This window comes from Microbacterium oleivorans, assembly GCF_001644225.1.
GTDB classification, from domain to species: domain Bacteria; phylum Actinomycetota; class Actinomycetes; order Actinomycetales; family Microbacteriaceae; genus Microbacterium; species Microbacterium gawkjiense.
In genome coordinates this window covers 629191-650489 of record NZ_LSTV01000001.1, presented here as the reverse complement: position 1 = coordinate 650489, position 21299 = coordinate 629191, and the positions used below count along the sequence as shown (strand labels likewise).

The window sequence follows — 21299 nt, the reverse complement described above, 5'->3', positions numbered from 1 at the left end:
ATCGGAGCGTGAACAGCGCCGCCGCACCACCGCGACGGGGCACGCCGGGACTCGGGATCCTTCTCGCGGTCGCCGCGGCGGGCCTCGTCGGAGTGGGTGCGGCAGCGTTCGTCGTCGTCCTGCTCACCGCCCCGCAGGCAGCCGGCTGGACGGCGCTCGTGTGGGGCGCGACCGCCGTCCCCGCCCTCGCGGGCGTGGGCGTCGTGGGGTGGGCCGTGCTCGAACGGCGGGGTGCGGCATCCCTCCCCTCGGGTGACACGGTCGAGGGGGCGTTCGAGAACCAGCGACGCCTGCTCGACGACGTGCGTCACGAGCTGAAGACGCCCATCACGATCGTGCGCGGTCACCTCGAGATGATGGATGCCGCCGACCCCGACGACGTCGAGGCGATCCGCTCCCTCGGGATTGCGGAGCTGGACCGCATGACACGCCTCATCGGCGACATCGACGTGCTGGCCGCGGTCGAGGGCGGGCAGTTGTCGACGGGGGACGTGGACCTGGCCGCCCTCACGCAGCGGGTCTTCGAGATGGTCGGGGTCATCGGCGATCACGCGTGGCGCGTCGAGCAGTGCGCGGACGGGGTCATCCGCGCCGACGGCGACCGCCTGCTGCAGGCATGGCTGCAGCTGGCCGACAACGCGACCAAGTACTCCCCCGCCGGCACCGCGATCGAGATCGGTAGCGCCGTCCACGCCGGCGGCGCGCAGCTCTGGGTGCGCGATCACGGCCCCGGCATCCCCCCGGCCGTCCGTCACCGCATCTTCCGCCGCTTCGACCGCGGCACCGGCAAGCGCCACGTCGGCGGTTCCGGACTGGGACTCGCGATCGTCGATGCGATCGCGAAGGCGCACGGCGGGCACTGCGCCGTGGCGGACACCCCCGGCGGCGGTGCTACGTTCACCCTGGAGATCCCGACCGGCACCCGGGGCGCCCTGCCGTCCCCGATCCGCGCCGGCGACGTCCTCCTGCAGCGAGAGGCCACTGAATGACCCGCATCCTGATCGTCGACGACGAACCGCACATCGTCTCGCTCGTCTCGCGCGCCGTGCACGCCGAGGGCTACGAGGCCGTGGGGGCCGACGACGGCCCCGAGGCCCTCGAGATCGCGCTGGCGGGCGAGATCGACCTCATCGTCCTCGACGTCGGGCTGCCGACGATGGACGGTTTCGACGTCCTCCGCGAGCTGCGCGGCTCGGGCGACACGACACCGGTGATCATGCTGACGGCCCGCAGCGGCACGAGCGACACGATCGAGGGGTTGGATGCCGGGGCAAGCGACTACGTCCCCAAGCCGTTCGCGGTCGCCGAGCTCATGGCGCGGGTCCGCTCGCGCCTGCGCGACAGCGCCGCGAGCGCGCCGACCACCCTCACGCGCGGCGGGGTGACCCTCGACATCCTCGGCCGTCGCGCCACCGTCGACGGACGCGACGTCGAGCTGTCGTCCCGCGAGTTCGCCCTCGCCGAGCAGTTCCTGCGCAACCCCGGCGACGTCCTCACGCGCGAGGTGCTGCTGAGCCGTGTCTGGGGTCTCGACTTCGACCCGGGCTCGAACGTCGTCGACGTCTACGTGCGCTACCTCCGTGCGAAGCTCGGCGCCGACCACATCGTGACGGTCCGGGGCGAGGGCTACCGCTGGGAGTGAGCGACGGACACGGCGACGCCCCCGGCCGATCGGTCGGGGGCGTCGCCGGTGCGGACGGGGTCAGCTCAGCTCGCCGGCCTCCAACAGGTCGGTGACGAGTGCGGCGATCGCCGAGCGCTCCGACCGCACGAGGGTCACGTGGCCGAACAGGTCGTGGCCCTTCAGCGTCTCGATGACCGACGCGATGCCGTCGTGACGGCCGACCCGCAGGTTGTCGCGCTGCCCCACGTCGTGGGTGAGGACGACGCGCGAGTTCTGGCCGATGCGGCTGAGGACCGTCAGCAGGACGTTGCGCTCGAGCGACTGGGCCTCGTCGACGATGACGAACGCATCGTGGAGCGACCGACCGCGGATGTGCGTGAGCGGCATGACCTCGAGCATCCCCCGCGCCACGACCTCCTCGAGGACGTTGCCGGTGACGACGGACCCGAGGGTGTCGAAGACCGCCTGCCCCCACGGATTCATCTTCTCCTGCTGGTCGCCGGGCAGGTAACCGAGCTCCTGACCGCCCACCGCGAACAGCGGCCGGAAGACGATGATCTTCTTCTGCTGCTGCTTCTCGAGCACCGACTCCAGTCCCGCGCACAGGGCGAGGGCCGATTTGCCGGTGCCGGCGCGGCCGCCCAGCGAGACGATGCCGACCTCCGGGTCGAGCAGGAGGTCGATGGCGATGCGCTGCTCGGCGGAACGCCCGTGCAGGCCGAAGACGTCGCGATCCCCCCGGACGAGGCGGTAGGAGCCGTCGCCGGTGACCCGGCCGAGGGCGGAGCCGCGCTCGGAGTGGATGACGAGACCGGTGTTGACGGGGAGCCCGCGCACGTCCTCGCTGACACCCACCTCGCTGTCGTAGAGGTCGCTGACCTCGTCGCCCGACAGGTCGATCGAGGCGATACCGGTCCATCCCGAGTCGACGGCCTGTTCGGCCAGGTACTCCTCGGCGTGCAGACCGAGCGAGGCGGCCTTCACCCGCATCGGGAGGTCCTTCGAGACGACCGTGACCGCCTGACCCTCCTGGCTCAGGTGCATCGCGACGGAGAGGATGCGGGTGTCGTTGTCGCCCAGCCGCATCCCCGCGGGGAGGACGGTGGGGTCGGTGTTCGTGAGCTCCACGCGGAGCGTCCCGCCGGCGCCGACCGGTACGGGGAAGTCGAGTCGGCCGTGTTCGACCCGCAGCTCGTCGAGGTGGCGGAGGGCCTGGCGGGCGAAGTAGCCGATCTCGGGATCGTGACGCTTGCGCTCGAGCTCCGTGACGACGACGACCGGCAGCACGACGGAATGCTCAGCGAAGCGGAACAGCGCGCGCGGATCGCTCAGCAGGACGGAGGTGTCCAGCACGTACGTGCAAAGATCCTGGTCCTGGGCCGCGTCCGCGGTCCCGTCCTGGTGCTGCTGCTTCTCAGGTGCTCGTGTGGCCACAACCCACTCCCGCCCCGGGTGGAATCCACCCGGCAGTCACGAGTCGACCTGGGGTCACGAGTCGTGAGAGGCCGACTCGAACAGGCGCTTTGCCCGTTGGGATGAACGTAGGCGCCCCGAGCGACGCGGCGGCGCCGCGACACGCCGCCGGATGTGTCGGATGCGTGAACTCTTCGTGTCAGCCGAGGAGCGGCAGCACGGCGGCGGGCGGGGAGACGATAGGACCCGACTGGGAGGCGGCGAGAGCGCCCTCGAGGAGGTCGAAGGCGGCGTCGGAGGTGCCCGCGTGCGCGGAGACCCGGATGAGCCCGTCCCGCACGGTCGCGATGACACCCGCGTTGGCGAGTTCGGCGGCGATGACCCCCGCGCGCCCCGGCTCGGGGGCCAACGCCACGATCCCGGCGTGCCGGTCGCGATCGGTGAGGACCGGGATGCCGTGGGCGTCCGCGATCGCCATGACCCGTCGCGCGTTCTCGGCGACGAGCCCCGCGACGGCCGAGATGCCGGCCTCCGTCATCTCGCGCAGGGCGGCGCTCAGGCGACCCGCGGCCTGCGGGTCCGGACGCGAGACGGCGTACGCGGCGGCGCCCGCCCTGGGCGGACCCACCTCGAGGTCGCCGAGTTCCGCGTCGGTTCCGGCGACACCCGCGAGCACCGGGGCGATGCGTTCCCGGGCGCGGGCCGTGAACCGCGCGAAGCCCGTCCCGCGGCCGGCGCGGACCCACTTGTACCCGTGGCCGGCGACGACGTCGGCGGCTGCCCAGTCGACGTCGACGACGCCGAACCCCTGGATCGCGTCGACGATGAGCAGTCGGTCGCCCACGACCTCCCTCAGGGCGGGCAGGTCGGCGAGGTACCCGGTCCGGTAGTCGACGAGGCTGACGGCCACCGCCGTGACCTCGTCGGTGAGCGCGTCGCGCACGGCGTCGGGGGTCACGCACACGATCGCGGGATCGAGCTCGCGGAGCGTGAGGGCGCCGCGGATGTCGGCGGCGCGGCGGGCCGCGACGGGGATCGTCGGGTACTCGTTCGGTGAGAGGACGACCGACCCCGACAGGCCGAACATCGCGTGGAACAGCGCGTCCGTCGTGGACGGCGCGAGGGTGACCTCATCGACGTCCGCCGCGAGCACCTCGGCCACGAGCGCGCGGGCCTCGTCGACGTGGCCGGCGACGAGGTCGATGCCTGAGGGCCGACCGGTGGCCGAGGCCTCCTCGTCCGCACGCGCTTCCTGCCGGACCGCGGTCGACAGGGGCCCGAAGGAGGCCCAGTTGAGGTAGCCGGGTTCGACGTCGAAACCGGCCAGGTATGACTCGAGATCGCTCACCGACCGATTTTCCCACGGATGCCGGGGGCGCGTCTCAGCTGCCGAAGCGCCGATCGCGGTCGCCGAAGTCGCGGATCGCGCGCAGGAAGTCGACCTCGCGGAGGTCGGGTCCCAGGGCTTCGACGAAGTAGAACTCGCTGTGCGCCGACTGCCAGAGCAGGAAGTCGCTGAGCCGCTGCTCGCCGGAGGTGCGGATGACGAGATCGGGATCGGGCTGCCCGCCGGTGTAAAGGTGCTCGCCGATCTGTTCGGGCGTCAGGCTCTCAGCGAGCTCCTCGAGGGAGCCGCCCTTCTCCTGATGCTTCGAGATGATGCTGCGGACGGCATCCACGATCTCGCCGCGCCCGCCGTACCCGACGGCAAGGTTGACATGCAGACCGGTGTTCTCGCGGGTGCGCTCCTCCGCCGTCCGGAGACCGTCCGCCAGCACGGACGGCAGCACCTCGGCGCGGCCGACGTGCTTGACCCGCCAGCCCGGCTCGTGCGAGAGCGTCTCGGCGAGGTCCGCGATGATCTCGATCAGATCGGTGAGCTCCTGCGAATCCCGTTTGACGAGGTTGTCGGTGGAGAGCAGGTACAGCGAGACGACCTGGATGCCGAGCTCGTCGCACCAGCGGAGGAACTCATGCATCTTGGCGGCGCCCGCACGATGACCGTGAGAGACGGTGGTGTACCCGAGCTGACGCGCCCACCGACGGTTGCCGTCGATCATCATCGCGACGTGATGCGGCACGGTGCCCGCGTCGATCTCCCGACGCAGCCTCGAGCTGTACAGGCGGTACAGCAGACCCCGTCCTTGAGTCGAGGAGGCGCGGGTCACACGGCTACGCTACTCCGGCCCGCCGATCGCGGTGAGCAGGGGCGCGTATTCAGCCTCGCGCATGGCGGCGAGCGTAGGCTCGTCGCGTGACCCGACACGATGCCGACGGCGGCGCCGAGATGCCTCAGCTCCCCCTCCTCGAAGCGGGTGCGGTCGATGCCCAGGTGGAGGTCCGACCGACCTGGCGCGGCTGGATCCACGCCGGAACCTTCCCCGTCGCGATCGCCGCGGGCGTCGTCCTGATCGCGCTCGCACAGGGGGCCCCGGCGAAGTGGGCGGCGGCCGTGTTCATGGTCACGTCGCTTCTGCTGTTCGGCAATTCGGCGCTGTACCACCGGTTCGACTGGGGGCCGCGGACCAAGGTCGTCCTCAAGCGCATCGACCACGCGAACATCCTGCTGCTGATCGCAGGCACGTACACGCCGATCGCGACCCTCGCCCTCGCCCCCGGGCAGGGCACGCTGCTGCTCGTCCTGGTGTGGTCGGGTGCCCTTCTCGGCATCCTCTTCCGGGTGTTCTGGATCCACGCGCCCCGCTGGCTCTACGTCGCCCTCTACCTGCTGCTCGGCTGGGCCGCCGTCATGTACCTCGGCGACCTGCTGCGGGCGAGCGTGGCGATGATGGTGCTCGTGATCGTCGGTGGCCTGCTCTACACCGGCGGCGCGGTCGTGTACGCGATGAAGCGCCCGAACCCGTGGCCGGGGCACTTCGGGTTCCACGAGATCTTCCACGTCTGCACGGTGCTCGCGTTCCTGTGCCACTGGAGCGCGTGCCTGTTGATCTCGCTGCAGCCCCTCAGCCCTTCGCTGGGTCTTCCGGGCTGACGTCGCCCGGCGCGGCGCCGGGGTCGTCCCCGGGGCCCTCGCCGCGTGCGGCCGCTTCCTCCGCGTCGAGCATCTCGTTGACGTCGGAGCGGTACTGCGCACGACGGATGCGGCGGAGCATGTCGATCGCGAGGAGCACGATGACCACGGCCACGATCGCGATCGCGATGAACCCGGCGACACCGGGGGTCACCGCCTCCGGCGGGGGCGTCGTCGGGGTGGGACTCGGCGAGACGGCGAGCCATCGCAGATCCGGCATGTGACCTCATTCCTCAGCCAGAGCGAATAGCCTGGAATCCCAGCCTAGAACGGATGCCGCATGACCCTGACCGACGTCGACCGCAAGCTGGCGGATCGGTACGGCCGCACGCGTTCCGCGGCGTCGCGTCGGTGGACCTGGGTGGTCATCGGGGTCATCGCCGTCGCCGCGACGGGGCTGCTGGGGTGGACGACCGTCTCGAACGCCGTCAACTCCGTCGACGCCGACACGACGGGCTTCACCCTCGTCGACGACCGCACCGTCGAGGTTCGTGTGCAGGTGACCGTGAATCCCGGCACGGCGGTCGCCTGCTCGCTGGAGGCGCAGGACGCCGAGCACGGGATCGTCGGCTTCACGGTTGTGGAGGTCCCGGCATCCGAGGATCACTCCCGTATCATCACGGAGCGGATCCCGACCACCGCGCGCCCCACCACGGGTTTTGTCCGCTCCTGCTGGATCATCTAAGCTGAAGGTTCTCGCGCCCCGGTGACTTGCCGGGGCGTTTGGCTTACCCATCGACCGCACCGGGAGATCACGTGTCCGAGACGTTCCTGACCCAGGAGGCCTACGACCGCCTCGCCGCCGAGCTCGAGGAGCTCTCGACGACGGGCCGCGAGGAGATCGCCAAGCGCATCGAGGCCGCCCGCGAAGAGGGCGACCTCAAGGAGAACGGCGGCTACCACGCGGCCAAGGACGAGCAGGGCAAGCAGGAGGCGCGCATCCGGACCCTTCAGCAGCTGCTGAAGGACGCCAAGGTCGGCGTCGCCCCCGAGTCCGACGGCACCGTGCAGTCGGGCACCGTCGTCACCGCGATCGTCGCCGGCGGCGAAGAGGTGTTCCTGCTCGGCAACCGCGAGATCGGCGCGAACAGCGAGCTCGACGTCTACAGCGAGGCCTCCCCCCTGGGCGAGGCCATCATGGGCCTGCGCGAAGGCGAGAAGACGAGCTACACCGCTCCCAACGGGCGCGAGATCACCGTCGAGGTCGTCAAGGTCGAGACCTACTCGGGTCAGTGACGCGGGCGGGTCGATGACCCGGGTGCGCCGGCACGCTCAGTTCGGGACGACCGTCGGGGCGTAGCCGGCGTCCTGCAGGATCGCGAGGACCTGCGCGCGGTGCTCCTCGCCGCGCGTCTCGACGCTCAGCTGCAGGATGACCTCGCTGATCTGCAGTCCCTGTCCGTGGCGGGTGTGCAGGACCTCGATGACGTTCGCCCCGACCACCGACAGCAGCTCCGACACCCGAGCCAGCTGACCGGGACGGTCGGGCAGCGGGATCTGCAGCGTCATGTACCGTCCGGATGCCGCGAGCCCGTGCGCGACGACGCGCTGCAGCAGCAGCGGGTCGATGTTGCCGCCCGAGAGGATCGCCGCGGTGGGACCCGACGCGGTCACCTTGCCGGTGAGGATCGCCGCGACACCGACGGCGCCGGCGGGCTCGACGACCTGCTTCGCGCGTTCGATGAGCACGAGGATCGCGCGCGCGATGTCGTCGTCGCTGACGGTGACGACCTCGTCGATGAGGTCGCGGATGATGTCGAACGGGATCGCGCCGGGCCGCTTGACCGCGATGCCGTCGGCGATGGTCGGCGAGGTGCGCTCCGCGTCGATCGGGTGACCGGCGATGAGCGAGCCGGGATAGCCCGCGGAGTTCTCGGCCTGCACGCCGACGATGCGGATCGTGCGGCCCTCCGCCGCGGCGCGGGCCTTCGCGGCGGCGGCGACTCCCGCCGCCAGTCCCCCGCCGCCGATGCCGACGACGATGGTCTCCAGGCCCGGGATCTCGTCCATGAGCTCGAGCCCGAGGGTGCCCTGGCCGATGATGATGTCGTGGTTGTCGTAGGGCGGGATGAAGACCGCACCGGTCCGCTCGGCGAACTCCTGCGCGAGGCGGAGCGGGGTCTCCACCGTCGCGCCCTCGAGGACGACGTCGGCGCCGTAGCCCCGCGTGGCGAGGAGCTTGGGGACGGGGACGCCGAGCGGCATGAAGATCGTCGCGGGGATGCCGAGGGTCTGCGCACCGAGTGCGACACCCTGCGCGTGGTTGCCCGCTGAGGCCGCGACGACGCCGCGCGAGCGCTCCTCCGCCGTCAGGCGCGACAGCCGGTAGGTCGCCCCGCGGATCTTGAACGACCCGGTGCGCTGCAGGTTCTCGAGCTTGAGGTGCACGGGCGCGCCCAGCACGCCCGAGAGGAACTCCGAGTCCTCGACGGGCGTCCGCGAGACGACGCCGGCGAGTTCGGTCGCGGCGGTCTCGAACTCGGCCAGGGTCGGGGCGGCGATCTTCGCCTGATCGGTCACGCGGTCATCCTCCTGCGTCGCGGCACGGTACTCCAGATGAGGTCGTCGGGACCGGGGTCCACCGGTTGCTCCCACCCGCGCCGCGAGAGGTAGAGCCAGACGACGTTGACGAAGGCGGCCAGCGGCACGGCGAACACCGCGCCGGCGATCCCCGCGACCATCGCCCCGCCGGCAACGGCGAGCACGACCGCGAGCGGGTGCACCTTGACTGCCGAGCCCATGAGCAGCGGCTGCAGGACGTGGCCTTCCAGCTGCTGCACGCCGAGGACGATGACGAGCATCCACAGGGCGATCCAGGGTCCGTTGTAGACCAGGGCGAGGAACACGGCCAGGGCGCCCGTCAGGACCGCGCCGACGAACGGCACGAAGGCGCCCAGGAAGACGAGCACGCCGATGGGAGCCGCCAGCGGCACCCCGAGGAGCGCGGCACCGACGCCGATACCGATGGCGTCGATGGTGGCCACCAGCAGCTGCGTCCGCGCGTAGGTGATGACGGTACGCCAGCCGGCGCGGCCGGCTCCGTCCACGGCGGATCGTGCGCGCACCGGGAAGAGGCGCACCGTCCACCGCCAGATGCCGCCGCCGTCGGCGAGCGTGCAGATGAGGATGAACAGGGTCAGCAGGATGCCGGTGGCCACATGACCGAGCGTGGAGCCGATCGCCAGGGCGCCCGAGAGCAGGAGTTGGGCCTGCTCCTGCAGGATGCCGAACGCCTGCCGGACGGCGTCGTCGATCTGGCCGCCGGTCAGGTGCAGCGGCCCCTCGATGAGGTAGTCGCGGAACTGCGCGATGCCCTGGACGGTGCGGTCTCGGACGGAGGCGGCATCCTGCGTGATCTGCCAGATGGCGATCCACAGCAACCCGACGACGACGGCGATGGTCAGCAGCAGGGTCAGGATGAGGGCCAGCCAGCGCGGCAACCGCCGCTGCAGCAGCCACGAGAACAACGGCCACACGAGGGCGGTGATGAGGATCGCCGCCAGCAGCGGGATGATGAGCAGGCGCAGCTGGATGACGATCCACACGAGCACCGCGATCGCCGCGGCGAGGACGAGGAAACGCCACGCGTAAGCGGTCGCGATCTTGAGACCCCGCGGAACCGTCTGGGACACCTCGGTGGAGACGGTGCGCGCGCGGAGCGCGTCGAAGAACCCGTTCCGGTGCTTGTCGTCGGTGCCGCTCACTGGGCCATCCTAGGACGTGCGCCCCGGGCGACGCGGCGCGTCAGAACTGGATCCGCGGCGGCTCGGCGATCGCCGCGCCGTCGACCACTTCGAAGAACTCCCGCTCGCCGAATCCGAGTCGCCTAGCGAAGAGGTTGTTCGGGAAGACCTTGATCTTCGTGTTCAGCTCGCGGACGCCGCCGTTGTAGAACCGGCGGGACGCCTGGATCTTGTCCTCGGTGTCGACCACGGCCTGCTGCAACTGCAGGAAGTTCTGGCTCGCCTGGAGCTGCGGGTAGGCCTCTGCGACGGCGAACAGCGACTTCAGCGCCTGCTGCATGTGGCCTTCGGCGACGCCCGCATCGGCGGGGGTGGTCGCGGTCAGGGTCTCGGCGCGCGCCTGAGTGACGTTCTCGAAGACCGCCTTCTCGTGCGCCGCGTAGCCCTTGACGGTCTCGATCAGGTTGGGCAGGAGGTCCGCGCGGCGCTTGAGCTGCACCGTGATGTCGCTCCACGCCTCATCGACCCGCACGTTCAGGGCGACGAGCGAGTTGTAGGTGGCCCAGAGGTAGACGCCGACGATGACGAGGAGGGCGACGACGACGAGGACCGGGATGAGGATTTCCATGAGTCTCCGATCGATAGCCTGATCATCCTAACGAGGCCGACCCGGTGGATGCGGGCGCCCGGCCGTACTTCCCAGGCGTTGCACACGGGGTGCGACTTGTAGTGTCGGTGGGGTGACGGGTCTGCGCACGCATCGGTACCTCCGACTCGCCCTCGTCGGCATCGTCGTGGCCCTGGCGGCATCCGTCCTCATCGAACTGATACGCAGCGGCGGGCAGCCCCTGCCGTCCATCAGCGACTACTACTACTCCCCCGCGGGCGGCGTCTTCGTCGGCGCGCTGACCGCTGCCGGCGTCGCCCTGCTGGTCCTCTCTGGCCGCGACACGGAGTCCATGCTCCTCGACATCGCCGCCGTGTTCGCCCCGCTGATCGCCATCGTCCCCACCGGCTACCGCGGTGAGCCGTCCGTCCCGTCGGAGGTCCTGCCCACCGTCCGGAACGGGGTCGGCGTGTACCTGACGATGGTGACGATCCTCGTCGCCCTGGGCATCGTCCTGGCTGCACGCGGGGACCTGGCCTGGCGACGGGTGGCGATCGTCGGGGGCACCGCGTCCGCGGTCGTCATCGCTCTCGCGACTCTCGCATTCGCCCCGGGCCCTGCGGCTGTGTTCCCGTTTCCCGGTGGGATCAACCTTCACCTGGTCGCGACGGTCTGCTTCTTCGCGATGTTCGCGGCGATCCCCTGGGTGACGTCCTTCGGCGAGGATCCCCCTGCGGCGGGGTATCGCCGCGTCTACCTCGCGGTGTCCATCGTCATCGCGGCGGCCCTCGTCACGACGGTCGGCGCGGCGATCGCGAACCCGGACACGGTGGGCGTGCTGATCGGCGAAGCGGTCGCCCTGGGCGCGTTCGCCGTGTACTGGACGGCGCAGACTATCGAACGATGGCAGGATGCGGACCCGCCCAGCATCCTGCCGCGCTGACCGGATGGCCGTGCCCCCGCTGGGACTCGAACCCAGACTGAAGCGATTTTAAGTCGCCTGCCTCTGCCATTGGGCTACGGGGGCCTCCGTCAGGGTATCCCGGAACACCAGAAGACCCCCGCCCCGGCGGAAGCCGGAACGGGGGTCTCACGGACGCGTGGTCAGCTCGCGGCGACCTTGCCGGTCTTCTCCGCGGCGACCGTCTTCGGGTCGATCGCGGGGGTCTCGGGGGCGGCCGGACGCGGACGCGCGGCGAACTCCTCGAAGACGTACCGGGGGTTCTGCAGCGTCTCCATCGAGACGTTGTCGCGGCCGAGCCAGAAGTTCTGCCACCAGTCGCCGACGACGCGGAACTTGCGCTCGAAGGTCGGCATGGCGAGACCGTGGTATCCGCGGTGCGCGATCCAGGCGAAGAACCCCTTGATGGCGATCTTGCCGGACTGGAAGACACCGTTGTAGAGCCCCAGGCCCGCGACGGCGCCGAGGTTCTTGTGGAAGTACTCCTTCGGCTCCTCGCCGCGCAGGACGGCCACGACGTTCTTGGCGAGCAGCTTGCCCTGACGGACCGCGTGCTGGGCGTTGGGGACGCAGAACCCGCCGACACCGCCGCCGGAGAGGTCCGGGACGGCGGAGACGTCACCGGCGGCCCAGGCGCCCTCGACGACCTCTTCGGGCGTGCCCACCCGCAGGTCGGCGCGCGTGCGCAGACGGCCCCGCTCCTCGACGGGCAGGTCGCTGCCGCGGACGACGGTGGGGTTCGCCATGACACCGGCGGTCCAGATGATCACATCGGTCGGGATCACCTGGCCCGTCGAGAGCTCGACGTTGCCGTCGACGGCGCCCTTGACCTGGGTGTCGAGGTGGACGTTGGCGCCGCGCTTGGCGAGGTCCTTGAGGACCCACTCGCTCGTCTTGAGCGACACCTCGGGCATGATGCGCCCCATCGCCTCGATGAGGTGGAAGTGCGTCTCCTCGAACGAGATCGTCGGGTAGTCCTTCAGCAGCGCGCTCGCGAAGGCGCGCGTCTCGGCGAACACCTCGATGCCGGCGAAGCCGCCACCGACGACGACCACCGTGAGCAGACGGTCGCGCTCGGGCCCGGGAGGCAGGTTCGCGGCCCGGTCGAAGTTCGTGAGGATGCGGTCGCGGATCGCGACGGCCTCTTCGATCGTCTTCAGGCCGATCGCGTTCTCGGCGATGCCGGGGATCGGGAAGGTGCGCGAGACGGCGCCGGCGGTCACGACGATCTGGTCGTACTGCTCCTGCCACGGCTCGCCGACCTCGGGCGTGATCGTCGCCGTCTTGCTGGCGTGGTCGATGCCGGTGACCTTGGCGATGACGATGCGCGTGCGCTTCAGGTGGCGACGCAGACCGACCACGACGTGACGGGCCTCGATGCCGCCCGCCGCGACCTCGGGGAGGAACGGCTGGTACGTCATGTACGGAAGCGGGTCGACGATCGTGACCTCGGCCTCACCCTTGCGGAGGTGCTTCTCGAGCTTCCACGCGGTGTAGAAACCGGCGTAGCCGCCCCCGACGACCAGGATCTTGGGCACAGTGGTAGTCACAGTCGGAAGAACTCCTTGATTCAACGGCTCGGCGGTCGCGGGGTGCGCGCCGATCGGATGCGCCGGGCAGCAGCGGTGACCCCGAGCACGATCAGTATAGTCCCCAGGCTGACCACGATCAGCGGCACCGTCCCGTAGCGCAGCGAATCGCTGCTGGGCAGGAGGGGGGACGCGGCCGAACTCGGCGGCTCGGCCTCGGGCAGCGGTGCCACCGTGTAGGGGGTCGGGGTCGGGCTCGTCTGCGGGGTGGATTCGGCCCGACGGTAGAGCCGGATCCACTCGCGGAGGTCGCCCATCGGGTTCGCCGAGACCTTCGCCACCGGAGCGGAGACCGCCTTGGCGGCGTTGATCAGGCCGTACCCGTACAGCGGGTCGGGCACCTTCTTCGCGCGCTCGCTCGGCGTCGCGGTGGCGATGATCCGCTTGATCACGTTCGCGGCATCCAGCTCGGGGTGCGCCGACCGCACCAGGGCGGCGACACCGGCGACGATGGGGGCCGCACCGCTCGTGCCGTCCCAGATGACGAGGTCGCCGTTCGCGGAGACACCCAGCAGCTCCTCGCTCGGCGCCGAGATGCCGATGACGATGCCCTGCGTCGAGGCCGTCCGACTCGCGCGTCCCTCCCGGTCCACGCCGCCCACCGTCAGGACGCCCGGGATCGTCGCGGGGGCGCCGACCTCCTCGGTGCCGCTCTCGCGGTTGCCGGCGGCGACGACGACCACGACGTCGTGGTCGAACGCGTAGAGGAAGGCGTCGTCCCACGAGCGGTCCCAATCGAGGGTGTTCGTCGTGAACGAGAGGTTGATGACGTCGGCGCCGTGATCGACCGCCCACCGGATCGCCTCGGCGACCTGATCGACGAACGGGACGCTCGCCGAGCTGCCGAAGCCGATCGAGAGCGACAGCAGATCGGCCTCCGGGGCCACCCCGATCATGCCCTTGTCGGCCGCCGTCCCCCGGCCCGCGGCGAGGGAGGCGACCCAGCTGCCGTGGTTCCGGTCGCTGTCGCCCACGGGCGTGCGGCCGTCGGCCTTCCCCACCCCCGAGAAGTCGGCTCCCCCGACGACGGCACCGTCGAGTTCCTTCGGGCCTTTGCCGATGCCCGTGTCGATGACGGCGATCGTCGTCCCGGCGCCCTTGGTCGTCTTCCAGGCGTCGGAGATCCCGTACTCCTTCAGCCAGTACTCCATGTTCCGCACCGGATCGACCGGCGGGGGCGTCGGCGACGGGGCGGGCGCGGCCGCCGTGAGCACCGCCGTGACGGCGACGACGGCGGCGGCGAGGAGGGCGCGGACTCCCCTCATCCGGTCACCCTCGGCGTCGCGCAGGTGCACCGCTGCGGCGACCACGAGCCGCGCGCGAGGGCGATGTCGCCGATCGGGTTCACTCCAGGACCGGCGGCGAGCGAGTGCGCGGCGAGGGCGTGCAGGCACTTCACGCGGGTCGGCATCCCGCCCGCGGACACGCCGGCGATCTCGGGGACGGCACCGTGCACCTCGCGGTCGGCGAGATAGGCGTCGTGGGCGCGGGCGTAGGACGCCGCGAGGTCCTCGTCGGCGGCGAGGTCGTCGTTCAGCTCCCGCATCACCTGGGTCGCCTCGAGGGCCGACATGGCGGCCGTCGCCCCCGGATGGGTCAGGTAGTAGAACGTGGGGAACGGGGTGCCGTCGGGCAGCCGCGGTTCGGTGGCCACCACCGTCGGGTTGCCGCAGACGCATCGCGCCGCGATGCCGATCACGCCGCGCATGGGGCGCCCCAGCTGCTCACGCATGGTGTCGTGATCGGCGGCTGACGCGGGCGAGAGTGTCGGATGAGGCACCGGTCAAGGGTACCGGGCGACGCGCGTGAGAGCTGGGCGTCAGCCCGGGGCGACGGTCTTCGCGAGTCCCGCCTCGGTCACGGAGCGCAGGAACTGCGTCATCCAGTCGCGCTGCGTCTCCTGGACGTCGTCGCTGACCGGGCGCTGCGCGGGCTCGATCGGGTCGGTGGGGAGGTCGTCCGCGACGAGGTACACGACTTCGCCGGGGCGCCGGTAGTACAGCCGTTCGCGGGCCTGGGCGACGATGTAGGCCTCGTCGCGCCACCGTTCGCGCTCGCTCGTCAGCTGCGTGATCTCGTCTTTCGTGGCCTGGACGTCGTGGGTGAGCGCCGCGATCTGCTGCCGCTGGTCGACGTAGGTGCCGATCGTCGGGACGAGGACGAACGCCGCGAGCACGACGAGCCCGAGCATGATCCCCATGAACCCCGACATCCGGATGCCGCCGACCCAGTCGCGGACGTCGACGCGTCGGCCCGATCGGGGCGTGCGATCCTCGCCGCGCGGGGTCCGGGACGCACGGGAAGGGGGAGCCGATGGTCTGTCCACGGCTCCCCCTTCTCGTCGGTGTCTGTGCGGTGCGCGTCAGGCGGTGAAACGCGGGAACGCGGCGGCGCCGATGAACTCCGCAGCCTCGCCCAGGTCTTCCTCGATGCGCAGAAGCTGATTGTACTTCGCGACGCGCTCGCTCCGAGCGGGCGCGCCCGACTTGATCTGACCCGAGTTGACGGCGACGGCGAGGTCGGCGATCGTCGTGTCCTCGGTCTCACCCGAGCGGTGCGAGAGCATCGTGGTGTAGCCGGCGCGGTGCGCGACGTCGATCGCGTCGAGCGTCTCGCTGAGCGTGCCGATCTGGTTCACCTTGACCAGGAGCGAGTTCGCCGCTCCGCGCCTGATGCCGTCGGCCAGGCGCTGCGGGTTGGTGACGAAGAGGTCGTCGCCGACGAGCTGCACCTTCTTGCCCAGGCGCTCGGTGAGGGCGGTCCAGTTCTCCCAGTCGTCCTCGGCGAGGGCGTCCTCGATCGTCACGATGGGGAACGAGTCGACCAGGTCGGCGTAGTAGTCGGTGAGCTGCTCGGCGGTCCAGTCCTTGTTCTCGAGGCGGTAGACGCCGTCGTTGAAGAACTCGGTCGCGGCCACGTCGAGGCCCAGGGCGATCTGCGAACCGGGGGTGAAGCCGGCCTTCTCGATCGCCTTGACGAGGAAGTCGAGGCCCTCGCGGTTGCTGGGGAGGTCGGGGGCGAACCCGCCCTCGTCACCCAGGCCCGTCGCGTAGCCGGCGGCCTGCAGCTCCTTCTTCAGGACCTGGTAGACCTCGGCGCCCCAGCGCAGCGACTCGGAGAAGCTCTCGGCGCCGATCGGGGCGAGGAAGAACTCCTGCATGTCGATGCCGTTGTCGGCGTGCTCGCCGCCGTTGATGACGTTGAACAGCGGAACGGGCAGGACGCGCGCGTTCGGTCCGCCGAGGTAGCGGTACAGCGGCAGGTCGGCGCTGTCGGCGGCGGCCTTCGCGACGGCCAGCGAGACGCCGAGGATGGCGTTCGCACCGGTGCGCGACTTGTTCTCGGTGCCGTCGGTCTGGATCAGGACCTCGTCGATGAGGCGCTGCTCGCTGGCCTCGAGGCCCTCGATGGCGGGGCCGAGCTCGTCGATGACGGCGTTCACGGCCTTGAGGACGCCCTTGCCGCCGTACCGGCTCTTGTCACCGTCACGGAGCTCGTACGCCTCGAAGGCGCCGGTGGATGCGCCGGAGGGGACGGCTGCGCGCTGGACGATGCCGTCGTCGAGCAGGACCTCCACCTCGACGGTCGGGTTGCCGCGCGAGTCCAGGATCTCGCGTGCGCCTACTGCCTCGATCAATGCCACGGGGGTTTCTCCTTGCTTGTGGAGGATGGAACGGGAGCGTCGTCGGTCCGTCCCCGAGTCTAGTGAGCCGCGGGATGCCGCACAGGACCCGTCGTCACACGACGAGCGCGATCGCGATGCCGTCCCACCCCTTGCGGTCGAGGGTCTGCAGGGCGGTCGCCTCGAACCGGGGGTCGTCGCGGAGCATCGCGAGACCGGCGCGGACGCCGTCGACCTGGGCCCCGGCATCCGTCTCCACCACATGCCCGGAGCGGACGACGTTGTCGACGACGACCACGGTGCCGGGGCGGCCGAGCCGCGCTGCCCAATCGAGGTAGACGGTGTTCGACTCCTTGTCGGCGTCGATGAAGACGAGGTCGAACGGCTCGCCGCCCTCCAGGGCCGGCAGGACGTCCGCCCCGCGCCCCTCGCGCACCTCCACTCGGTCGGCGACCCCGGCGCGCTCGAGGTTGCGTCGGGCCACGGCGGCGTTGTGGGGCTCGGCCTCGATCGAGACGACGCGCCCCTCGGCGGGGAGCGCGCGGGCGAGCCAGATGGTCGAGTAGGCACCGAGGGTCCCGATCTCGAGCACGCGCCGCGCCCCCGTCATGCGCGCGAGGAGGTGGAGCAGCTTCCCCGAGAGCGGCGCGACCTCGATCTCAGGAAGCCCCTCCTCGGCGAGCGAGGCGATCGAGGCGGCGAGCGCGTCGTCGTGGGCGATGAGGGTCGACGTCAGGTAGTCGTCGACGTCGTTCCAGCGAGCGGGGACCGGATCGTACGGGTGTGGATGCGCCATGCCGCCACTCAATCGCCCCGGCGCGCCGGCGTCAACGCGGCGTAGGCGCTCAGCAGCCCCGCCGCGGTCGCCGCGTCGTCGACGGTGACCGTGAGGGTGCGACCGTCGCTGCGGCGCACCACGAGCCCCTCGCCCGCGCGCAGCACGACGCCCTGGCGCCCGCCGCCGGGCCAGCGGATGCCCCACCCGCCGAACTCCCCGAACGGCGAGACCTGGACGACCTCTGCCGAGACGATGTCCTGCGTCGGGACGTGCACACGCGGCCATCCCGCCGCCGAGACGGCGGTCAGGCCGTCCGGGTCGACGCGCACGTGGAAGCGCAGGGTCGTGGCGACGACGACGAACAGCACGACGACGACCAGACCGGAGATGATCGCCGTGACGAGGTCGCCGAAGAAGACGACGGGCAGGACGGCGAGGCATCCGATCGCGAACGCGATCCACAGGACCACGGCTCCCCCACGGGCGAGGCTGACCCCCTGCATCCAGACGACCCGCTCGCCCGCGCGGACCGGCACCTCGGCGGTCGGCATCGTCGGGGTCGGACGCCACGGGACGCGGGGTTGCACGGCCCAGCCGATCGATCCCGCGGCAGCGGCGGCGAGGAGCACGCCCGGCAGGAGCAGCACGGGGAGAGCGGCGTCCGCCTCCGCCCGTCCGACCTGGATGCCGAGGGTCGCGACGCCGAGGCCACCGATGAGCACGGCGAGTCCGAACGCGACGGCTCCCAGGAGGCGGTAGGCGAAGCCGTGGTCGCCGCGGCGCAGCCCGCCCACGCTGGCTCCGAAGAGGGTCGCGGGGAGCCCGAGGCCGAGGAGCGCGGTGACGAGCGGGACGGTCCAGGCGGGAGCGAAGCCGTCGGGCTGCCCCGTCCACCCCCAGTGGGTCGCGACGACCGCGGGCGCCGCCGGGAGGAGCAGCACCTGCGCGACGACCGCGACGAGGATCACGACGGCGGGGAGCACCAGGGCGACGAGGGTGAATCGGCGGCGGACGACGGTCAGGGTGTCAGTGGTCACGAGCAGCCTCCTTGACGAGAGCGGACAGGGTGTCGGGCGAGACGCCCAGGGCACGGGATTTGTCGACCAGGGCCGCGATCTCGGCTCGCAGGCCCGCGAGGTCCGCCCCGGCCGGGGTGACCACGGCGCCGCGGCCGCGGCGGAGGTCGATGAGGCCTTCGTCGCGGAGGTCCTGATAGGCGTGCAGCACCGTGTGGAGGTTCACCTGCAGCGCCTCGGCGACTTCGCGTGCGGCGGGCAGCCGCTCCCCCGCCGCGAGACGGCCGCCGGTGATCTCGGCGCGGAGCCCGGCGGCGATCTGCGCGAACAGCGGAACGGTGCTCTGTGGGTCGACCCGAATCAACATACGGTAATTATAGCTCAACTAGAACTAGTCGGGTGTTCGCGCCACTCCGGTACGCTCGCGCCGTGTCCTCCCCCGCTCTGGCGCGCCGCCTCGGTCTGGGCGACGCCGTCGTCATCGGTCTCGGCTCGATGATCGGCGCGGGCGTCTTCGCCGCTTTCCCGCCCGCCGCGGCCGCCGCCGGCGCCGGGCTGCTCGTCGGACTGGCGCTGGCCGCCGTCATCGCGTTCGGCAACGCGACCTCGACCGCGCAGCTCGCGGCCGTCCATCCGACCTCCGGCGGCGTGTACGCCTACGGGCGCGCGGAACTGGGGCCGTGGTGGGGCTTCCTCGCCGGCTGGGGCTTCGTCATCGGGAAGACGGCCAGCTGCGCCGCGATGGCGCTGACCTTCGCGGCCTACGTCGCGCCCGCGGGGTGGCAACGACCCGTCGCCGCCGGCGCCGCCCTCGCGCTCGGCGCCGTGAACCTCTTCGGGATCACGCGGACGGCGCAGCTGACACGCGTGCTCGTCACGGTCGTCCTGATCGTGCTGACCGTCGTCGCCGTGGCGGGCTTCACGGCACCGAGCGCGCCCGGTCCGCTCTGGGGTGACGGAATCGCCGGATCCGGTCCCCTCGGCATCCTGCAGGCGGCGGGCCTGCTGTTCTTCGCGTTCGCCGGCTACGCCCGCATCGCGACCCTCGGCGAGGAGGTGCGCGACCCCGCCCGCACGATCCCCCGGGCGGTCGTGCTCGCCTTCTGCGGCGCCCTCGTCGTGTACGCGGTCATCGGTGTCGTCGCCCTCCGCACCCTCGGACCCGACGGGCTCGCCGCGTCCACTGCGCCGCTCGTCGCCACCGTCGAGGCCGCAGGGTGGGATGCCGCGGCTCCGGTCGTCCGGATCGGTGCCGCCGCGGCATCCCTCGGCGCCCTGCTCGCCCTCATCGCCGGCGTCGGACGGACCACCTTCGCGATGGCGCGGGAGGGAGACCTTCCCCGGATCCTCGCCGCCGTGGACGCGCGTCACCGGGTGCCGCGGAACGCCGAGGTCGCGGTCGTCCTGATCGTCGTCGCCGTCATCGCGCTCGGCGACATCCGGGGCGCGATCGGCTTCTCGTCGTTCGGCGTGCTGCTCTACTACGCGGTCGCCAACCTCGCTGCGTTCCGCCAGCGGGGCACGGCCCGCCGGTACCCGCGGTTCCTGCAGCTCGTCGGCGGCGTCGGGTGCGTCGTCCTCGTCGTCACCCTGCCGTGGCCGTCGGTGCCGATCGGGGTCGGGGTGCTGCTGGCGGGATGCGGCTACCGGTTGCTGCGTCTGCGCCGCCGCGCGTGATCGCGTCGCGCACGACGGGCAGGAGCGCCTCGGCCGTTCGCCGGTAGCCCAGCGCGCTCGGGTGGAACCGATCGAGGCTGAACATGCCGTCGGGGTCGATCCGGAAGAACGGACCGACCGCGCGACGAAGCGACACCACGCCGGCGCCCTCGGCGCGCGCCCGGTCGGCCTGCGCCGTGGCGAGCTGCTGCGACGCACGGGAGCCGATGCTGCGCAGCGGCTGCGGCACGGCGCGGAGGGCGCCCAGGTCGGGGCACGTGCCGACCACGACGGCGGTGCCGACGGCGCGCAGTCGGCGGATCGCCTCCGCGAGGTGGGCCGCCGCCACGGCGACCGGCACCCGGTGCGTCACGTCGTTGCCGCCGACGATGATGACGGCGGCATCCGCACGGTAGTCCGCCGGGAGCGCGTCGATCTGGCCGGCGAGGTCGGCCGATTCCGCACCGACGACCGCCCCCGTCCGCAGCCGCACGGGCCGGTCGAGCTCCCCTGCGAGACCCTTCGCGAGGCGTCCCCCGAGGGTCTCCTTGCGGTGCTGCGCCCCGAGACCCGCCGCGATCGAATCGCCGAGCAGCAGCAGCTCGAGCGGCGTGCCCCCGAGTCCGGCCCGCCAGACCCGGTCGGCGGTCGGGGCGGCGTCACCGAGCGGCTTGCCGATCCGCCGCCGCGCGATCGCCGCCTGTCGCGCGAGCGCGACCCGGGTGCCGAGGACGACGGCGCCGACGACCACGACGGCGGCGGCAACGGCGACGGGGAACGGAGTCCGAGCGGAACGTGGCACCACCGCATCCCACACCGCCCCGGTGAACGACGGGCGACGTCGCGGTGACGTGCGCGATCAGGTGCTGGCGGGCGAACGGAGGGAGTCCACCGCGGCGGCGATCCGCTTCTCGCGGGTCTCCGACTTCTTCGCGTCGACGACGGAACGAGCGACCTCCTTGCGACGCGACGGCGCGAGCGCATCGAACGCGGCGCGCACCTGCGGTTCCGCGTCGAGGGCGGCCGCGAGGTCGTCCGGAACGTCGACTTCCCGCTCGTCGGTGTCGAGATCGATGGTCGCCTCGACCTCGTCCCCGATCTCGACCCCCAGCTCGGCGCGCGCCGCCTTCGACATACCGATCAGGTTGCGCCCGCCCATCACACCGAGACGCAGGCGCGCGGTGCGCCCCGCGATCGTCACCCGGACCGCGGCCCGCTTGCCGCCGCCGAGGGCCTCGACCTGTTCGTCTGTCAACTCGATCGCGGTGGCGGGGCCGTTCTTCGGCAGCACGGTGCGGACTGTGAGCGTCATGCGCGGA

24 protein-coding genes and 1 tRNA gene are annotated in these 21299 nt (G+C 71.5%); 7 read left to right on the top strand and 18 right to left on the bottom strand.

Annotated elements, in window-relative coordinates; all coding sequences use genetic code 11:
• The first annotated feature begins 8 nt into the window (after positions 1-8).
• Together AYL44_RS03015 and AYL44_RS03010 are read left to right on the top strand one after the other, a co-directional pair.
• The gene (locus AYL44_RS03015) at positions 9-989 is read left to right on the top strand and encodes a sensor histidine kinase (RefSeq protein ID WP_064001761.1); all 981 of its coding nucleotides are present in this window, start codon (positions 9-11) and stop codon (positions 987-989) included.
• On the top strand, positions 986-1642 hold the full coding sequence (locus AYL44_RS03010) for a response regulator transcription factor (protein WP_064001760.1): 657 nt from the start codon (positions 986-988) through the stop codon (positions 1640-1642). The genes AYL44_RS03015 and AYL44_RS03010 overlap by 4 nt, the downstream gene beginning before the upstream one ends.
• Before the next feature lie 60 nt (positions 1643-1702).
• On the opposite strand, the gene AYL44_RS03005 is transcribed toward AYL44_RS03010, so the two are convergent.
• The 3 genes from AYL44_RS03005 to AYL44_RS02995 all read right to left on the bottom strand — a co-directional run bounded on the left by AYL44_RS03005 (position 1703) and on the right by AYL44_RS02995 (position 5205).
• The gene (locus AYL44_RS03005) at positions 1703-3058 is read right to left on the bottom strand and encodes a PhoH family protein (protein ID WP_064001759.1); all 1356 of its coding nucleotides are present in this window, start codon (positions 3056-3058) and stop codon (positions 1703-1705) included.
• A gap of 178 nt (positions 3059-3236) precedes the next feature.
• Complete coding sequence (locus tag AYL44_RS03000; RefSeq protein ID WP_064001758.1) at positions 3237-4385, bottom strand: aminotransferase class V-fold PLP-dependent enzyme; 1149 nt, start codon at positions 4383-4385, stop codon at positions 3237-3239.
• A 34-nt stretch (positions 4386-4419) separates the two neighbouring features.
• Positions 4420-5205: an isoprenyl transferase gene (locus AYL44_RS02995; protein WP_064001757.1), complete on the bottom strand. Its 786-nt coding sequence runs from the start codon at positions 5203-5205 to the stop codon at positions 4420-4422.
• Between the two features lie 119 nt (positions 5206-5324).
• Between AYL44_RS02995 and trhA the strand changes: the two genes are divergently transcribed.
• Positions 5325-6029 (top strand): PAQR family membrane homeostasis protein TrhA, encoded by a 705-nt coding sequence (gene trhA / locus AYL44_RS02990; RefSeq protein ID WP_064002451.1) that lies wholly within the window; start codon positions 5325-5327, stop codon positions 6027-6029.
• Here trhA and AYL44_RS02985 read toward each other — a convergent pair.
• Positions 6001-6288, bottom strand: a complete 288-nt coding sequence (locus AYL44_RS02985; protein WP_064001756.1) for a hypothetical protein — start codon at positions 6286-6288, stop codon at positions 6001-6003. The two genes, trhA and AYL44_RS02985, sit on opposite strands and share 29 nt — an antisense overlap.
• Positions 6289-6348: 60 nt before the next feature.
• Between AYL44_RS02985 and AYL44_RS02980 the strand changes: the two genes are divergently transcribed.
• Positions 6349-6753 (top strand): DUF4307 domain-containing protein, encoded by a 405-nt coding sequence (locus AYL44_RS02980; protein ID WP_064001755.1) that lies wholly within the window; start codon positions 6349-6351, stop codon positions 6751-6753.
• 71 nt (positions 6754-6824) lie between these two features.
• Positions 6825-7304, top strand: coding sequence for a transcription elongation factor GreA (greA, locus tag AYL44_RS02975; RefSeq protein WP_064001754.1), 480 nt, complete (start codon positions 6825-6827; stop codon positions 7302-7304).
• A gap of 36 nt (positions 7305-7340) precedes the next feature.
• Here greA and ilvA read toward each other — a convergent pair whose 3' ends face one another.
• From ilvA to AYL44_RS02960, 3 genes are read right to left on the bottom strand one after another with little or no spacing between them, the layout of a single operon-like run.
• Entirely contained in the window at positions 7341-8588 is a 1248-nt protein-coding gene (gene ilvA, locus AYL44_RS02970; RefSeq protein WP_064001753.1) for a threonine ammonia-lyase, read from the bottom strand.
• Positions 8585-9772, bottom strand: coding sequence for an AI-2E family transporter (locus tag AYL44_RS02965; protein ID WP_064001752.1), 1188 nt, complete (start codon positions 9770-9772; stop codon positions 8585-8587). The genes ilvA and AYL44_RS02965 overlap by 4 nt, the downstream gene beginning before the upstream one ends.
• A gap of 40 nt (positions 9773-9812) precedes the next feature.
• Positions 9813-10379: a LemA family protein gene (locus AYL44_RS02960; protein WP_064001751.1), complete on the bottom strand. Its 567-nt coding sequence runs from the start codon at positions 10377-10379 to the stop codon at positions 9813-9815.
• Between the two features lie 112 nt (positions 10380-10491).
• Between AYL44_RS02960 and AYL44_RS02955 the strand changes: the two genes are divergently transcribed.
• Complete coding sequence (locus tag AYL44_RS02955; RefSeq protein ID WP_064001750.1) at positions 10492-11301, top strand: hypothetical protein; 810 nt, start codon at positions 10492-10494, stop codon at positions 11299-11301.
• 11 nt (positions 11302-11312) lie between these two features.
• Here the strand turns inward: AYL44_RS02955 and AYL44_RS02950 are convergent.
• From AYL44_RS02950 to AYL44_RS02910, 9 genes are all read right to left on the bottom strand, one after another.
• Positions 11313-11385 (bottom strand) — tRNA-Leu (locus AYL44_RS02950).
• A gap of 77 nt (positions 11386-11462) precedes the next feature.
• A complete protein-coding gene (locus AYL44_RS02945) occupies positions 11463-12857 on the bottom strand; it encodes an NAD(P)/FAD-dependent oxidoreductase (RefSeq protein WP_064001749.1) in 1395 nt (464 codons plus the stop codon).
• A gap of 32 nt (positions 12858-12889) precedes the next feature.
• Positions 12890-14173, bottom strand: coding sequence for a S8 family serine peptidase (locus tag AYL44_RS02940; protein WP_064002450.1), 1284 nt, complete (start codon positions 14171-14173; stop codon positions 12890-12892).
• Positions 14170-14640 (bottom strand): DUF501 domain-containing protein, encoded by a 471-nt coding sequence (locus AYL44_RS02935; protein WP_064001748.1) that lies wholly within the window; start codon positions 14638-14640, stop codon positions 14170-14172. Before AYL44_RS02935 ends, AYL44_RS02940 begins: the two co-directional genes overlap by 4 nt.
• Positions 14641-14727: 87 nt before the next feature.
• Positions 14728-15234, bottom strand: coding sequence for a septum formation initiator family protein (locus AYL44_RS02930; protein WP_231872710.1), 507 nt, complete (start codon positions 15232-15234; stop codon positions 14728-14730).
• Between the two features lie 36 nt (positions 15235-15270).
• On the bottom strand, positions 15271-16551 hold the full coding sequence (gene eno, locus AYL44_RS02925; RefSeq protein WP_064001746.1) for a phosphopyruvate hydratase: 1281 nt from the start codon (positions 16549-16551) through the stop codon (positions 15271-15273).
• Between the two features lie 94 nt (positions 16552-16645).
• Positions 16646-17326, bottom strand: coding sequence for an O-methyltransferase (locus AYL44_RS02920; RefSeq protein ID WP_064001745.1), 681 nt, complete (start codon positions 17324-17326; stop codon positions 16646-16648).
• Positions 17327-17334: 8 nt separating this feature from the next.
• The gene (locus AYL44_RS02915; protein ID WP_064001744.1) at positions 17335-18345 is read right to left on the bottom strand and encodes a DUF1648 domain-containing protein; all 1011 of its coding nucleotides are present in this window, start codon (positions 18343-18345) and stop codon (positions 17335-17337) included.
• Entirely contained in the window at positions 18335-18691 is a 357-nt protein-coding gene (locus AYL44_RS02910; protein WP_064001743.1) for a GntR family transcriptional regulator, read from the bottom strand. The genes AYL44_RS02915 and AYL44_RS02910 overlap by 11 nt, the downstream gene beginning before the upstream one ends.
• 62 nt (positions 18692-18753) lie before the next feature.
• Between AYL44_RS02910 and AYL44_RS02905 the strand changes: the two genes are divergently transcribed.
• Positions 18754-20001 (top strand): APC family permease, encoded by a 1248-nt coding sequence (locus tag AYL44_RS02905; RefSeq protein WP_064002448.1) that lies wholly within the window; start codon positions 18754-18756, stop codon positions 19999-20001.
• On the opposite strand, the gene AYL44_RS02900 is transcribed toward AYL44_RS02905, so the two are convergent.
• Complete coding sequence (locus AYL44_RS02900; RefSeq protein WP_064002449.1) at positions 19910-20782, bottom strand: SGNH/GDSL hydrolase family protein; 873 nt, start codon at positions 20780-20782, stop codon at positions 19910-19912. The two genes, AYL44_RS02905 and AYL44_RS02900, sit on opposite strands and share 92 nt — an antisense overlap.
• A 57-nt stretch (positions 20783-20839) precedes the next feature.
• Complete coding sequence (locus tag AYL44_RS02895) at positions 20840-21292, bottom strand: YdeI/OmpD-associated family protein (protein ID WP_064001742.1); 453 nt, start codon at positions 21290-21292, stop codon at positions 20840-20842.
• Positions 21293-21299: the final 7 nt, after the last annotated feature.

Excerpts from the sequence above, each read along its gene's own strand:
- AYL44_RS02935 (WP_064001748.1), bottom strand. The coding sequence starts at position 14,640 with ATGCGTGAGCAGCTGGGGCGCCCCATGCGCGGCGTGATCGGCATCGCG.
- AYL44_RS03010 (WP_064001760.1), top strand. The coding sequence starts at position 986 with ATGACCCGCATCCTGATCGTCGACGACGAACCGCACATCGTCTCGCTC.
- AYL44_RS02985 (WP_064001756.1), bottom strand. The coding sequence starts at position 6,288 with ATGCCGGATCTGCGATGGCTCGCCGTCTCGCCGAGTCCCACCCCGACG.
- AYL44_RS02920 (WP_064001745.1), bottom strand. The coding sequence starts at position 17,326 with ATGGCGCATCCACACCCGTACGATCCGGTCCCCGCTCGCTGGAACGAC.
- AYL44_RS02960 (WP_064001751.1), bottom strand. The coding sequence starts at position 10,379 with ATGGAAATCCTCATCCCGGTCCTCGTCGTCGTCGCCCTCCTCGTCATC.
- trhA (WP_064002451.1), top strand. The coding sequence starts at position 5,325 with ATGCCTCAGCTCCCCCTCCTCGAAGCGGGTGCGGTCGATGCCCAGGTG.
- AYL44_RS02895 (WP_064001742.1), bottom strand. The coding sequence starts at position 21,292 with ATGACGCTCACAGTCCGCACCGTGCTGCCGAAGAACGGCCCCGCCACC.
- AYL44_RS02980 (WP_064001755.1), top strand. The coding sequence starts at position 6,349 with ATGACCCTGACCGACGTCGACCGCAAGCTGGCGGATCGGTACGGCCGC.
- AYL44_RS02940 (WP_064002450.1), bottom strand. The coding sequence starts at position 14,173 with ATGAGGGGAGTCCGCGCCCTCCTCGCCGCCGCCGTCGTCGCCGTCACG.
- AYL44_RS02910 (WP_064001743.1), bottom strand. The coding sequence starts at position 18,691 with ATGTTGATTCGGGTCGACCCACAGAGCACCGTTCCGCTGTTCGCGCAG.